The organism is Mesorhizobium sp. B2-7-1 (genome assembly GCF_006440735.1).
Classification (GTDB): Bacteria; Pseudomonadota; Alphaproteobacteria; order Rhizobiales; family Rhizobiaceae; genus Mesorhizobium.
The window spans coordinates 25,962-39,606 of the sequence record NZ_VFUA01000020.1; the positions used below are offsets into that span (position 1 = coordinate 25,962).

Sequence of the window (13,645 nt, forward strand, 5' to 3'; positions counted from 1 at the left end):
CCGATTCCCTGTAGGGGCAGCCCATGAACGAGGCCGACGCCCTCGATATCGTCCAGTACGCGGTGTGGACGGTTCTTACCGCTTCCGCTCCCGTGGTGCTGGTGGCGATGGCGGTCGGCATCGGCATCGCGCTCATCCAGGCTTTGACCCAGATCCAGGAAATCACGCTGACCTTCGTGCCGAAGATCGTCGCCATCATGCTGGTGGTGGCGCTGACCGGCCCGTTCATCGGCAGCCAGATCTCGGCCTTCACCAACGTCATCTTCGAGCGCATCGAACACGGCTTCTGACGCAAAGCCGCAGCAAGTGTCTGATGGCCTGTTCGCAAGCCGCGAGATCGCTTGCGGCAGCGTTTCTTGCAGCTAGATTGTAGGCGCGACGGCGTCGGCCGACGTCTCAGGCGATTCAGGAAGCGATGCATCAGGCAAGAACGGCCGGCAGGCCATGTGCGGAATAGCCGGCGTCTGGCGAAAGCGCGATCCGATCGGCAGCGGCGATCTTTCCGATATCGCGCGCATGATGCAGGTATTGGCGCATCGCGGCCCCGACGATCACGGCAACTGGAACGACGCCCGCCTGGCGCTCGGCCACCGCCGGCTGACCATCATCGACCCGTCGCCCGCCGCGCGCGAGCCAATGCTGACCGCGTCCGGCGACGGCGTGCTGTGCTACAACGGCGAGGTCTATAATTTTCGCGCGCTGCGCAAGACGCTGGAGACGGAAGGCCTGGCGTTCCGCACGGTGTCCGACACCGAGGTGGTGCTGCAGGCCCTGCACCACTGGGGTCCGCAAAAGGCCGTGCCGCTGTTCGACGGCATGTTCTCCTTCGCCTATTTCGATGCCCGCGACGGCGCTCTGTGGCTTGCCAGGGACAGGCTGGGCATCAAGCCGATGTCGGTCGCGGAAACCGGCGACCGCGTGCTGTTCGCCTCCGAAGACAAGGCGATCCTTGCCTGCCACGACTTTGCGCGCCGGATGGACACGCGCGAGCTGACGCTGCGGCTCGCCTGGCAGAGCCGCGATTCGAGCTACAGCGTTTTCGACGGCATCGAGCGGCTGCCGCCGGCTGGCCTTTGGAAGATCACTGGGGACGGCATCGACAAGCGCCGCTTCTGGCACGTGCTCGACGTCGTCGATGCCACGCGCATCGCTGGCGACAAGGCGTCCGACACCGAACATATGGCGACGCTTCGGACGCTGCTCGAGCAAAGCGTCGAGCTGCATTGCATCGCCGATACCAGCCTTGCCACCGCCTGCAGCGGCGGCATCGATTCCGGCCTGATCACCGCGCTCGCCAAACGCTTCAGGCCCGAGCTGCACGGCTACGTCATCGACCAGAAGCTCGGCCGCAGCGAGGCGCCGGACGCCGAGCGCACCGGTCGCCATGTCGGCGTCGACCTCCGCCGGGTCCCTTTCGACAAGGACCGGTTCTTCGAGCTCTGGCCGCGTGCGGTCTGGCATCTCGAAACCGATGGCTGGCATGCCAGCCACGCGGCGCTGCTGGCGCTTGCCGAGCAGTGCCGCGCCGACGGCGTCAAGGTGCTGCTCACCGGCGAGGGTTCCGACGAGCTCTTCGGCGGCTACAAATGGCAGGCATCGACGATCAGGCTCTGGCGTCAGTCCTGGCTGCAGCGCCTGTTTCGTTCCAAGGCCAGGCGCGACCGCAAATTCGCCGAATTGCGCCGCGCTCCGTTCCGCAACTCGATCGGCCGCGGCTCGCTTACGGACCGCACCATGGCGCTCAGAGCCCTGTCGCCCGAGTTGAACTTCCTGCAGACAAAGCTGTTCGACAGGCTGGTAGGCGTCACGCCGCTTGGCGACCGCGCTTTCCTGGCAAGCTGCTTCTACGACCTCTACTCGGATCTGCAGGACCTGCTGCACAGGCACGACCGGTTGAGCATGGCGGCGTCCGTCGAGCTCAGGGTGCCGTTCCTCGAGAACCGGCTGATCGACTTCGCCCTTCATCTGCCGCGCAGGCAGAAATACCGCGACGGAACCGGCAAGTGGCTGCTGAAAAAGGTGGCCGAGCGCCATCTGCCGCGCGAAGACATTCGCGCCGCGAAAAACGGCTTCGAGATGGCCGACGCTTTTTCGGCCGGCACGCAGGGCCTGCTGCGCGGCGGTCTGCTGCGCGACGCGATGAAATGGTCATCTTCGGAATTGGACGACCTGATCGACATGGCAAGAAGCCAGGAAACGTCGCGCCTGCGTCTCGTCGGCATGGAAATGCTGCTCAGGCTTTACATGAATGGCGAGACGACAGGCGACCTGACCGAGGCCCTGCATGCCGAGGCGAAAGGCGGGAAATAACCAAAAGTTGGTCCAGACCGGCGAGATGCTTGGTTTAAAGCTTCGCCGACGCATTTTCGCCTTTGCCATCCTATTGTTGGGTCGCACTCTTTGGCGAGTCGCCCGCCCTTCCGGGCGCGGCGAGCCTCTATAGCGGGACGAAGGCGCAACCATGATCGACGACGAGCCGGAAAGCGAACGCGTGTCCGCGCTGGCGCCGTTCCGGCACGGCATCTTCCGCGCTGTCTGGTCGGCCAGCCTGGTGTCGAATTTCGGCGGCCTGATCCAGGGCGTGGGCGCCGCCTGGATGATGACCACGATCGCCACCTCGCCCTATCAGGTGGCGCTCGTCCAGGCCTCGACCACCTTGCCGATCATGCTGTTCGCGCTCGTTGCCGGCGCCATCGCCGACAGCTTCAACCGCCGCAAGGTGATGCTGGTGGCGCAGACCTTCATGCTGGTCGTCTCGGCGCTGCTGACCTTGTTCACCTGGCAAGGCTGGATGACGCCGTGGACGCTGCTTGCCTTCACCTTCCTGATCGACAGCGGCACCGCGCTGAACAGCCCGTCATGGCAGGCCTCGGTCGGCGATATGGTGCCGCGCGCCAAGGTGCCGGCGGCGGTCGCGCTGAACTCGCTGGGCTTCAACATCACCCGCAGCGTCGGTCCCGCGATCGGCGGCGTCATCGTCGCCGCGGCGGGCGCTGCGGCCGCCTTCGCCGCCAACGCTGTCAGCTATATCGGCCTGATCGTCGTGCTCGCCCGCTGGAAGCCGGAGATGCCGGCACAGACATTGCCGCGCGAGTCGCTCGGCGCGGCGATGGGCGCCGGCCTGCGCTATGTCGCCATGTCGCCCAACATCGCCAAGGTGCTGGTCCGCGGTTCCGCCTTCGGCTTCAGCGCCGGCGCGGTGCTGGCGCTGCTGCCGCTGGTGGCGCGCGACGTCGTCAAGGGCGACGCGCTGACCTACGGCATCATGCTCGGCGCCTTCGGCATCGGCGCGGTCGGCGGCGCGCTGATCAGCGTGCGGCTCAGGCAGCTGCTCTCCAGCGAGGTGATGGTGCGCATGGCCTTCTGCGGCTTCGCGCTCTGCGCCTTCAACGCTGCCGTCAGCCACAACGCCTGGCAGACGTCGGCTGGCCTGCTCATCGGCGGCGCCTGCTGGGTGATCGCGCTCTCGCATTTCAACGTCACGGTGCAGATGTCGACGCCGCGCTGGGTGGTCGGACGCGTGTTGTCGATCTACCAGACGGCGACCTTCGGCGGCATCGCGCTGGGCAGCTGGATCTGGGGCGTCGTCGCCGACGCGCATGGCGCGGAAACCGCGTTGATCGCCGCGGCGATAGCGATGTTCGCCGGCGGCGCCATCGGCTTCGTCCTGCCGCTGCCACGGCAGACGGTGCTCAACCTCGATCCGCTCAACCGCTTCAAGGAGCCGATGCTGGCGCTTGACCTCAAGCCGCGCAGCGGTCCGATCGCCATCATGATCGAGTATATCATCCGTGAAGACGACGTACCGGAATTCCTGGCGACCATGGCCGAGCGCGGCCGCATCCGCCGCCGTGACGGCGCCCGCAACTGGACCTTGGCCCGCGATCTCGAAAATCCCGGCATCTGGATCGAGCATTACCACACGCCGACCTGGGTCGAGTATATCCGCCACAACCGGCGCGCCACCCATGCCGACGCGGTGGTCGGCGAACGCATCCGCGCGCTGCACAGCGGCGAGAACCCGCCGCGCGTGCGCCGCATGATCGAACGCCCGACCACCGCCGGCACGGCGCTTGTCTCGCCGAAAGGCCCGATCGATCACTAGATGCATCTGGTATTTTGCAGGGAAGCTGGATCGTCAGCGACAACTTCCAGCGTCATCGGCTTTTTTGCTACTGTTCAGGCGGTCCCAGTTGGATAGGCTGAATGATCTCGATCACGGAATACGCCGAACGTCACTTTGACGGCACTGATGCGCTGTGGCGAGAGGCATTCCCCAACGATGCCCCGTGGAATGCGGCCCACATTTCAATCGCCGAGAAGTTGCGGTTTCAACCAAACTTGCTTTTGGTAGCGATTCAGGCCGACCGTGTCGTCGGATCAATCATGGCCGGGTATGATGGCCACCGAGGATGGATATCTCGGATTGCCGTCCTGCAGTCCCATCGGCGGAAAGGCATCGGCGAGGCCCTCATCCATGAGGCCGAAACGCGGCTCGCCGGCCTTGGATGTGTCAAGATCAACCTTCAAGTCGTTGTTTCCAACTCGGCGGTTCTTGGGTTCTACCGCAAGTGCGGATACGAAGTCGAAGAGCGTGTGAGCATGAGCAAGTTGCTGCCGAAGTGCTGAGTACTTCACGTCAATCTGCTTTCAGCGATATTGAACGACTGGTCCTTGTCTCGCCCAAGCGCCGATCGAGCTCTGATGCAGGTCGCCCAAAAACGTCCAGAGCTTTGGGAAAGCAAAATACATCGAAAAAAGGATAAGCAATCAGGCGGCGCTCTGGATCATGTAGAGCTTGCGCGTCCTTTCATGGATCAGCCACTCGCCCTTCCACCCTTGCGGCAGGACGAGAAGGTCGCCCGGCCCCAGCTCACGCATCTCGCCATCGGCGCGGCTCACCGCGACGCGGCCGGAGATGATGTGGCAGATCTCGGACGAGTTCGCGCGGTCGGCGGTGAAACGGCCGGGCGTGCATTCCCAGATGCCTATGTCGACGGTCCCGTCCGGCCGATTGGAAGAACGATCGCGCGGCCTCCAGCTGATCCCCTTCGACAGAGGTCGGCTTCGATGAAAAGGCGCCGATGTCGGCCTTGGCGAGGTCGTGGAAAGTCGAAAGATCGATCAAGCTGGTCTCCATGAATCAGGGCAATTCCGGCGGTCTGGAACTGCGCGAGAACGAAACGGTCGGAGCGGCTCTGCGAACCGCTAATGTCCGGTGATGCTGTCGGCGAGAGCGGCCAGTTTCGACGTGTGACCGAGCCCGGCAGCCTCGCGGTTATCGGCGACGCGGTAGAGCTGGTACATCGAGTGGACGCCCAGCCAGCGGAACGGCTCCGGCTCCCAGGGCCGCACCTTGCGGTTGACCCAGGGCAGCCGCGTCAGCTCGGTTTTCTGGTCGAGCATCAGATCGGCGAGCGTGCGCCCCGACAGGTTGGAGCTCGACACGCCGAGCCCGACATAGCCGCCGGCCCAGCCGATCCGCGTCGCGGGATCGAGGCCGACCGTCGTGCACCAGTCGCGGGGCACGCCAAGCACGCCGCACCAGGCATGATCGACGCGGCAGCCGGCCGTCTGCGGCAGGAGCGTCGTCAGGATCGCGTGCAGCTGGTCGATCGTCGCCTGCTGCGTCTGGCCATTGACGTCGGTGCGCGAGCCGTAGCGATAAGGCACGCCGCGGCCGCCCATGGTGATGCGGCCCTCACGCGTGCGCTGGGCATAGCAATAGGCATGCGCGGCATTGCCGAGTAATTCGTGCCCCTCCCAGCCGATCTTGCGCCAGAGCTCGTCCGTCAGCGGCTCGGTGACGATCTGCGCGCTGTTGAGCGCCAGCCAGGTCCGCTCTTCTCCAGGGATGCCCGCCGTGAACCCTTCGGTGGCGCGGATGATGGTTTCGGCCCGCACCGTGCCGCGATCCGTGGTCACGACGCCCTTGGCAATGGCCGTGACCGTCGTCTTCTCATAAATCGAAACGCCGAGACGCTCGACCGCCGCCGCCAGCCCGCGCACCAGCTTGGCCGGCTGCACGCGCGCTTGGCCGTGGATGACGAAGCCGCCCATGACATTCCGGATGTTGATGCGCGCGCGTGTCACTTCGGCATCGAGCAATTCGATGCGTTCGGGATCGGCATCCCAGGAGCGAATCGTCTCGCATTCCTCGCGCACGCGTTCCAGCTGCGCGGCATTGGTGGCGACCGTCAGATTGTCGACGCGGCGGATGTCGGCGTCGATGCCTTCTTCCGTCGCCACTCGGATCACCTCGTCGACGCAGCCGGCCATCGCCTTCTGCATGGCGGTGACGCCTTGCCGTGTCGACGTCTTCAGATATTTCTCGCGCGACCAGCCGAAGCCGCCCGACAGCCAGCCGCCATTGCGCCCCGATGCACCGAAGCCCGCGAACTCGCGTTCGAGCAGCACGATGCGCAGCGAGGGCTTCGCCTTCTTCAGGTAATAGGCCGTCCAAAGCCCGGTATAGCCGGCGCCGACGATCGCGACATCGGCCTCGATATCGCCCGGCAAAGCCCGACGCGGCGCGGGGATGGCGCCCAGATCCGCATACCAGAACGAGATGTCGCCATTGCGCTTGACTTGCATGGGATGACTTCCGGGAGTGATCGTCTTATTGGCTGGACTGTCGATCGGTCAGCCCTCGCCCGACAGGTCGCGGCGCGCCTTGTCGAGCTCTTCGGCATAACGGCGCATCAGATGGCTTTCGGTGAGCAGGCCAAGCACGATGCGTTCGTCAAAATCCTCGACCACCGCCAGTTCTTCGGCGCCGGTGCGCTGGAAGGTCTCGGCGGCGGTCTGGACGTTCATCGAGGGCACCAGCACCGCATCCTTGAACTGGGCGAGCGCGCTGACTGGCGTATCGCCGTCGGAGGGATCGCTGTGCAGTTCCGGCACCAGCAGCATGCCGACATATTGGTCGGCCTGTTCGACGGCGATGACGCGTTGCCCGGAGCCGAGCGGGATCTCCTTGCGGAATTCGGAGAGCGTGGTCGAGGCGGGAATGGTGCGGACGTCCTTGCGCATCATCGAGCCGACGGTGAGGCTGCGCATCCAGCCGACGTCATGGGCGCTGCGGATCGTCTCGCCGCGCAGGTGGAAACGCCAGGTCGAGAAGGAATAACCGAAGGTCTCGCGCACCAGGATCGCCGACATGATCGAGGCCGCCAGCACCACGCCGGTGAGCGTCAGGTCGCGGGTGGATTCCAGCGCCAGGAACGTCATGGTCAGCGGGCCGCCGACGACGCCCACCGCAAGCGAGGTCATGCCGACGACGGCGGCGACCGCCGGGTCGATGCCGGCCGCCGGCGCGGTCAGCGCCATGACGCCGGCAAAGACCTTGCCGAGCAGCGCGCCCAGGAACAGCGAGGCAAAGAACAGGCCGCCGCGGAAGCCCGAGCCGAGCGAGATGGCGGAGGCCGCCAGCTTCATCACGAAGACGCTCGCCACCACCGGAAGCGCGTAATTCATGGCGAACTCGCGGTGCAGCGCGCCGTGGCCGCTGGAGAGCACCTGCGGCGTGACCAGTCCGAGCAGGCCTACGAAGATGCCGCCGATGAAGGGCCTGACCGAGGCGTCGATCGACAGCCGCACGAAAACGCGCTCGACAATGCTCACCAGTTGCATGATCGCGATCGAGGCCGCGCCACCGAGCAGGCCCAGCAGGAGGAACGGCACATACTCGCTGGCGGTCAGATTCGGCAAACCTGACAGTTCCAGCGGGAACGGCACGCCGCCGAACATTTCCGCCGTCAGCGAGGCGGCGATCGCCGCCGTCATCACGGGCGCCACATTGCCGACGGAGTAGATGCCGATGACCAGCTCGAAACCGTAGAAGGCGCCAGTCAGCGGCGCGTCGAAGGCGGCGGCAATCGCGCCGGCCGCACCGCAGCCGACCAGCATGCGGACGTCGTTGCGGCGCAGCCGAAACGCACGGGCAAGTCGGGAAGCTATGCCGGAGCCGATCTGCGTGTAGCCGGCTTCCAGTCCGACCGAGGCGCCGAAGCCGCTGGAGATCATCGTCTGCGCCACGATGATGAAAGTGTCGGTGAGCGACATGCGCCCGCCATAGAGGGCGTTGGCCTCGATCGGGTCGATCGGCGTGCGGAACTTGCGCTTTCTGAGCCAGATCACGGAAAGGCCGAGCAGCAGGCCGCCGATCGCCGGGAACATCGCCTGGACCGGATCGGCGAGCGAAAACATGGCCGAAAGCCGGCCGCCCGGCTGCACGTCGAACAGCAGCCAGTGCATGCCCTGCACCAGCGCGCTCATGCCCGTGACCAGCGCGCCCGCGATGACGCCGACCATGCCGGCCATCAACACGATCGCGATGCCGCGCGCCTCAAGCACGGGGATCGAACTGATCAGCACCGCGCGAAGCCGGCGGGCGTAGACTTGTGGGTCGTTTCTGGCAGGCAACGGAACGGCTCGCCGGTATGCGAAAGAAAACAGCTGCCGTGCCTGATACGCGCGGCGGCTCTGCGTGGCAATCGCAATGCCGACCGCTTGTGGCGTCATTTTGGCGTCGCGCGAATTAGCCTTAAGCAAGACTTGTCGCGCGACCAAGGAGATAGACTTAGTCAGGTACGGGGATGGTGAGAGGTCCGCAGTCGTCCTCCGCGACGAAGATCGCCAGCAGTTCGGCCGGCTCGGTGGCGCTGGCATTCTCCGCGAAGGCGTGGATCGCGCCTGGCGCTTCGAACCAGGTCTGGCCCATCGTGTATGTGACGGCGGGCCCGCCTTCCATCTGCGAACGCAGCGCTCCCTTGATGACGAAGGCCGTGACGGAGCCGGGATGACGGTGTCGCGGCGTGTAGGCATTGGGCGGGAATTCGACCAGCGCCGTGGTGATCGAATGCCCCGGCACGTTCGGCAGCTTTTCGCAGGAGAGCGGCTTCACCGTGGTGGTCGGACGCGCCATCGCCCCCTCCCTGGCGTCGGCCCCCATCATGTGGATATGCGCGTCCATTCCGCCAGTGATGGCGGTTGCCCTGTCGCTCTGGATTACGGCCACGCCAAGCAGCCCGGCAGCGACCGCGGCGACGCCGAGCAGCGCCAGGCTTCGGGAAGAAACGTCTTCGGTCATGACGGCAACTCCCTCACTCACCCGACAGCCTGAACCCGGCCTGCCAGCCAAGTTCGCGGACGGCCTTGTCGGTCGTGATATGGCTGTTTGGCTCGGCGACATTGAAGGCGCCCTGCGCGCTCCGCTCTATGGCAAGCAGCGCCGCGTGAGCGGCCGCGTCGACATGCACCGCGGGCTCTGCAGCGACTTCCGCGCCCGTGCCTGGGCCGTAGAGATGGCCATAGCGCAGCACGATGCCGGTGATCGGCGAGGCCCCGAGCACATGCTTCTCGAGCGCGATGACGCCGCCGACGCTGACGGCCCGGCCGCCTTCGGCGCCGCTGTCCAGCGGATCGGTCTCGGCATGCGGCTCTGCTCCCGCCGCGTAGGCCCAGGCGATGCTTTGCGCGATCAGACGCTTGGCATTGGCCGCCTTCGCCGCCCCGACGAGGTTGCGGGTTCCTTCGTCGCGGATGCGGGCGTTGCGTGCGATCGCCTCGGCCATCCGCGACGGATCGAGCCCGGCCGGCAGATCGGTAAGCTGGTGGATGACGATCTCCGGCTTCGCTGCCACGACCGCCGCCTGCAGTGCGCTCGCATCGAACACATCGACCACCACCGGATCGGCGCCGAGCGCGCGAAGATCCTCGGCTTTTGCCGCCTGGCGGGTCGCCGCCGTCACCCGATGGCCGGCCGCCACCAGGTGCGGCACCAGCCGGCGACCGATCGCGCCCGAGGCGCCCGCAAGAAAAATGCGATGGCCCATCGTCTTACGCTCCTTGATACGATAATATCAGAATACGAACAACATATAAGAGCTCTGATATTATGCGCAAGGGCAATCCATCCATTCCGTCCGCTGGTGAAGGCAAGCGCGGCGAGCAAGGCTATCTGGGCTATCTGCTGCGCCAGGCGGCCGGCGCCTACCGCCTGAAGGTGGAGCGGGCGCTGGATGAATTCGGCGTGACGCAGGCGCAATTCGCGGCCCTCACCATGATCTCGGCCTATCCCGGCCTGTCCAATGCCGACCTGGCCCGGCTTGCCGTGCTGACACCGCAGACGGTCAGCGTGATCGTCGGCAACCTGGAAAAGGCCGGCTCCCTTGTCCGCCGGCCGCATGCCGTTCACGGCCGCATCCAGCATCTCGACCTCTCGGACAGCGGCCGCGCCTTGCTGAAGAAATGCCGCGAGCGGGTTTACCGGCTGGAGGGCGAGCTGACCGTCGGGCTATCCGCCGACGAGGAGAGCGCGGTGCGGCGTTGGCTGGTGGCCGTCGCGACCGCGGATGCGGCACGAACATGAGAGCAGGTCGTTTTCAGGTCGGCGCGCCGCCATCCGTCTCGTAAAGCGTGAGCTTGCGGTCGCCGATGCAGAGTTCCGCCCAGCTCGCGCGCCATTCCGCGATATGCGCCGACTTGAAATGCGTTTCGAGCGCGACACGGTCGCTCCAGGCTTCCGAAACATGGATTAGCCCGGCCTCCAGCACGTCCTGCGCGTAGGAATAGCCGAGGCAGCCCGGTTCGGCGCGGCTTGCCAGGACCATGCTTTGCATCACAGGCTTTGCCTGTTCGAGCCTGTCTGGCGGCAGCCGGATAGTGCCGATGATCAGGAGCATCTGCCTTCCTTTCGCAAGACCGTGGTCAAATCCCGTAGCCACTCTCCCACCTTCGCGCAAGCTTGGGGGGTTACGGTCAAGGGCCTGCCCTGTACGTGGCGCTTCTTGATTTGGGGACGATATGGCGATCAGCGAAACACTCCCGTCCGGCCTTGTGGCCAAGAACGGGCGCGACGTCTTCTTCGCGCTCGGCATCGTCTTCATCCTGGCGGTGCTGTTCCTTCCGATCCCGGCCTTCCTGATCGATATCGGCCTCGCCTTCTCGATCGCGCTCTCGGTGCTGATCCTGATGGTGGCGCTGTGGATCCAGAGGCCGCTCGACTTCTCGTCCTTCCCGACCGTGCTGCTGATCGCCACCATGCTGCGGCTCTCGCTCAACATCGCCACCACACGCATGATCCTGTCGCATGGCAATGAGGGCACGCATGCCGCGGGCTATGTCATCTCCGGTTTCTCCAAGCTGGTGATGTCGAGCGACTTCGTCATCGGCCTCATCGTCTTCATGATCCTGATCGTGGTGAACTTCATCGTCATCACCAAGGGCGCGACCCGTATCGCCGAAGTCGGCGCGCGTTTCACCCTCGACGCCATCCCCGGCAAGCAGATGTCGATCGACGCCGACCTTTCCGCCGGCATGATCGACGAGAAGACGGCGCAGCTGCGCCGCCGCGAGCTGGAGGAGGAATCTTCCTTCTTCGGCTCGATGGACGGTGCCTCGAAATTCGTCCGCGGCGACGCCATCGCCGGCCTGATCATCACCGCCATCAACATCGTCGGCGGCATCGCCATCGGCTATCTGCGCCATGGCATGGGACTCGGCCAGGCGGCCGACGTCTTCATCAAGCTGTCGGTCGGCGACGGCCTGGTCACGCAGATCCCGGCGCTCATCGTTTCGCTCGCCGCCGGCATGCTGGTCTCCAAGGGCGGCACGCGTGGTTCGACCAACCAGGCGGTGTTTGGCCAGCTCGGCGCGCATCCGCGCGCGCTCTATGTCGCGGCCTCGCTGCTCGTCATCCTCGGCCTGATGCCCGGCCTGCCGTTGTTCCCCTTCTTCGCGCTCGCCGGCGGCATGGCCGGCCTCGGCTATATCATCCCGCTGCGCCAGAACCGCGAGCGCGCCGCCGCCGAAGCCCTGAAGACGCAGGAGAAAGCGAACAAGGTCGAAGAGGAGAAGAACTCGGTCAAGGCCTCGCTGGTCACCGCCGAGATCGAGCTTCTGATCGGCAAGCAGCTTTCGACCAGACTGATGGTGGCACATCAGGAGCTGGTGTTCCGCATGTCGAAGATGCGCAAGAAATTCGCCCAGCAATACGGCTTCGTGGTGCCGGAGGTGCGCGTCGCCGACGACTTCGCCATCCCGCCCAAGAGCTATCAGATCAAGGTGCACGGCACGGTGGTCGCCGAATACCAGATGCGCGTCGGCGAGATCATGGTGCTGCTCGGCACGCGCGGCGTGCCGGAGATCCCCGGCGAGGAGATCCGCGAGCCGGCCTTCGGCATGCGCGCCTATTCCGTGCTCGAAACCTTCGCCGAGGACCTGAAGCGCGAGAACTTCACCTTCGCCGACAACATGTCGGTGCTGCTCACCCATCTCTCCGAGGTGATCCGCAACAACCTGCCGCAGCTCCTGTCCTACAAGGACATGAAGGCGCTTTTGGAACGGCTCGACCCCGAATACCGCAAGCTCGCCGACGAGATCTGCACCTCGCACATCTCATACCCCGGCCTGCAGGCGGTGCTGAAGCTGCTACTCGCCGAGCGCGTCTCGATCCGCAATCTGCATCTGATCATCGAGGCCATTGCCGAGATCGCGCCGCATGTGCGCCGCACCGAGCAGATCGTCGAGCATGTGCGCATCCGCATGGCGCAGCAGATCTGCGGCGACCTCTCCGAAGGCGGCACGCTCAAGGTGCTGCGCCTCGGCAACCGCTGGGACCTCGCCTTCCACCAGAGCCTCAAGCGCGACGCCAAGGGCGAGGTGCGCGAGTTCGACATCGATCCGCGCCAGCTCGAGGAATTCGGCCAGGACGCCACCAAGGCGATCCGCAAGCATCTCGAGGCCGGCGAGCGCTTCGTGCTCGTCACCGCGCCCGACGCGCGTCCGTATGTGCGCATGATCATCGAGCGGCTGTTCACCACGCTGCCGGTGCTGAGCCACGTCGAGATCGCCAAGGGCGTCGAGATCAAGGTGCTCGGAACCATCTCGTGAACGCGCTCTCTCAAGGCGTCGTCATCGCCGCCTTCCTCGCCTTCTGCCGCATCGGCGCCTGCTTCATGCTGATGCCCGGCCTGTCGAGCGCCCGCGTGCCGATCCAGATCCGGCTCTTCGTGTCGGTGGCGGCGACCGGCGGGCTGCTCGCCTTCCTGTGGGACCGCATCTACCCGTTCGTCGATCCGCGCCCGCAGATCCTGGCGCCGATGATCGTCTCCGAGTTGCTGGTTGGCGGGCTGATCGGCGCCATGACCAGGCTCTATATGGAAGCGCTGCGCTTCATGGGCTCGGCCATCGCCATGATGATCGGCTATGGCGGCTCTGGCGGGCCGGCGATCGAGGAACCGGAACCGCAGGCGGCGCTTGCGGCCATCATCTCGTTCTCGGCGCTGCTTCTGCTCTTTGTCTTCGACTTCGACCACGAGATCGTCAAGGCGCTCGTCGCCTCCTATCAGGTCGCCCCGGTCAACGTGTTCTTCAACCCGCAGGCGGCGCTGGTCGACGTCACCGACACGGTGTCGGACGCCTTCTTCCTGGTCATCCGGCTGGGCAGCCCCTTCGTCGCCTATGCCATCCTGGTCAATCTGACGATCGGCTTCGTCAACAAGCTGACGCCGCAGATCCCGGTCTATTTCATCTCGCTGCCCTTCGTCATCGCCGGCGGCATGATCATCTTCTATTTCGCCGTCGGCACGCTGCTATCGCTGTTCGTCGACGGCTTCGTCGACCTCACGCTGGCGAGATAGCC

12 protein-coding genes and 1 pseudogene are annotated in these 13,645 nt (G+C 65.3%); 7 read left to right on the plus strand and 6 right to left on the minus strand.

What is annotated here, in order from left to right; translation table 11 throughout:
- The first annotated feature begins 23 nt into the window (after positions 1 to 23).
- The 4 genes from fliQ to FJ471_RS10795 all read left to right on the plus strand — a co-directional run bounded on the left by fliQ (position 24) and on the right by FJ471_RS10795 (position 4,629).
- Entirely contained in the window at positions 24 to 290 is a 267-nt protein-coding gene (fliQ, locus tag FJ471_RS10780; protein WP_027165133.1) for a flagellar biosynthesis protein FliQ, read from the plus strand.
- Positions 291 to 444: 154 nt separating this feature from the next.
- A complete protein-coding gene (gene asnB, locus FJ471_RS10785; protein WP_140803136.1) occupies positions 445 to 2,310 on the plus strand; it encodes an asparagine synthase (glutamine-hydrolyzing) in 1,866 nt (621 codons plus the stop codon).
- Between the two features lie 151 nt (positions 2,311 to 2,461).
- Complete coding sequence (locus tag FJ471_RS10790) at positions 2,462 to 4,105, plus strand: MFS transporter (protein ID WP_140803137.1); 1,644 nt, start codon at positions 2,462 to 2,464, stop codon at positions 4,103 to 4,105.
- 101 nt (positions 4,106 to 4,206) lie between these two features.
- The gene (locus tag FJ471_RS10795; RefSeq protein ID WP_140803138.1) at positions 4,207 to 4,629 is read left to right on the plus strand and encodes a GNAT family acetyltransferase; all 423 of its coding nucleotides are present in this window, start codon (positions 4,207 to 4,209) and stop codon (positions 4,627 to 4,629) included.
- 141 nt (positions 4,630 to 4,770) lie between these two features.
- Here the strand turns inward: FJ471_RS10795 and FJ471_RS10800 are convergent.
- The 5 genes and pseudogenes from FJ471_RS10800 to FJ471_RS10820 all read right to left on the minus strand — a co-directional run bounded on the left by FJ471_RS10800 (position 4,771) and on the right by FJ471_RS10820 (position 9,836).
- Positions 4,771 to 5,140, minus strand: a pseudogene (locus FJ471_RS10800) (cupin domain-containing protein).
- Positions 5,141 to 5,208: 68 nt separating this feature from the next.
- A complete protein-coding gene (locus FJ471_RS10805; RefSeq protein WP_140803139.1) occupies positions 5,209 to 6,594 on the minus strand; it encodes an FAD-binding oxidoreductase in 1,386 nt (461 codons plus the stop codon).
- Between the two features lie 48 nt (positions 6,595 to 6,642).
- A complete protein-coding gene (locus FJ471_RS10810; RefSeq protein WP_140803140.1) occupies positions 6,643 to 8,424 on the minus strand; it encodes a chloride channel protein in 1,782 nt (593 codons plus the stop codon).
- Between the two features lie 157 nt (positions 8,425 to 8,581).
- Positions 8,582 to 9,091: a cupin domain-containing protein gene (locus FJ471_RS10815; RefSeq protein WP_140803141.1), complete on the minus strand. Its 510-nt coding sequence runs from the start codon at positions 9,089 to 9,091 to the stop codon at positions 8,582 to 8,584.
- 13 nt (positions 9,092 to 9,104) lie between these two features.
- Positions 9,105 to 9,836: an NAD(P)-dependent oxidoreductase gene (locus FJ471_RS10820; RefSeq protein WP_140803142.1), complete on the minus strand. Its 732-nt coding sequence runs from the start codon at positions 9,834 to 9,836 to the stop codon at positions 9,105 to 9,107.
- Between the two features lie 62 nt (positions 9,837 to 9,898).
- On the opposite strand from FJ471_RS10820, the gene FJ471_RS10825 reads away from it, so the two are divergent.
- Positions 9,899 to 10,372 carry a MarR family transcriptional regulator gene (locus tag FJ471_RS10825; RefSeq protein ID WP_140803143.1) on the plus strand — a complete coding sequence of 158 codons (474 nt, stop codon included), beginning with the start codon at positions 9,899 to 9,901 and terminating at the stop codon, positions 10,370 to 10,372.
- Between the two features lie 13 nt (positions 10,373 to 10,385).
- Here FJ471_RS10825 and FJ471_RS10830 read toward each other — a convergent pair whose 3' ends face one another.
- A complete protein-coding gene (locus tag FJ471_RS10830; RefSeq protein WP_140803144.1) occupies positions 10,386 to 10,685 on the minus strand; it encodes a putative quinol monooxygenase in 300 nt (99 codons plus the stop codon).
- 121 nt (positions 10,686 to 10,806) lie between these two features.
- On the opposite strand from FJ471_RS10830, the gene flhA reads away from it, so the two are divergent.
- Positions 10,807 to 12,894, plus strand: coding sequence for a flagellar biosynthesis protein FlhA (gene flhA / locus FJ471_RS10835; protein WP_140803145.1), 2,088 nt, complete (start codon positions 10,807 to 10,809; stop codon positions 12,892 to 12,894).
- Entirely contained in the window at positions 12,891 to 13,643 is a 753-nt protein-coding gene (gene fliR, locus FJ471_RS10840) for a flagellar biosynthetic protein FliR (protein WP_140746540.1), read from the plus strand. Before flhA ends, fliR begins: the two co-directional genes overlap by 4 nt.
- Positions 13,644 to 13,645 lie beyond the last annotated feature (2 nt).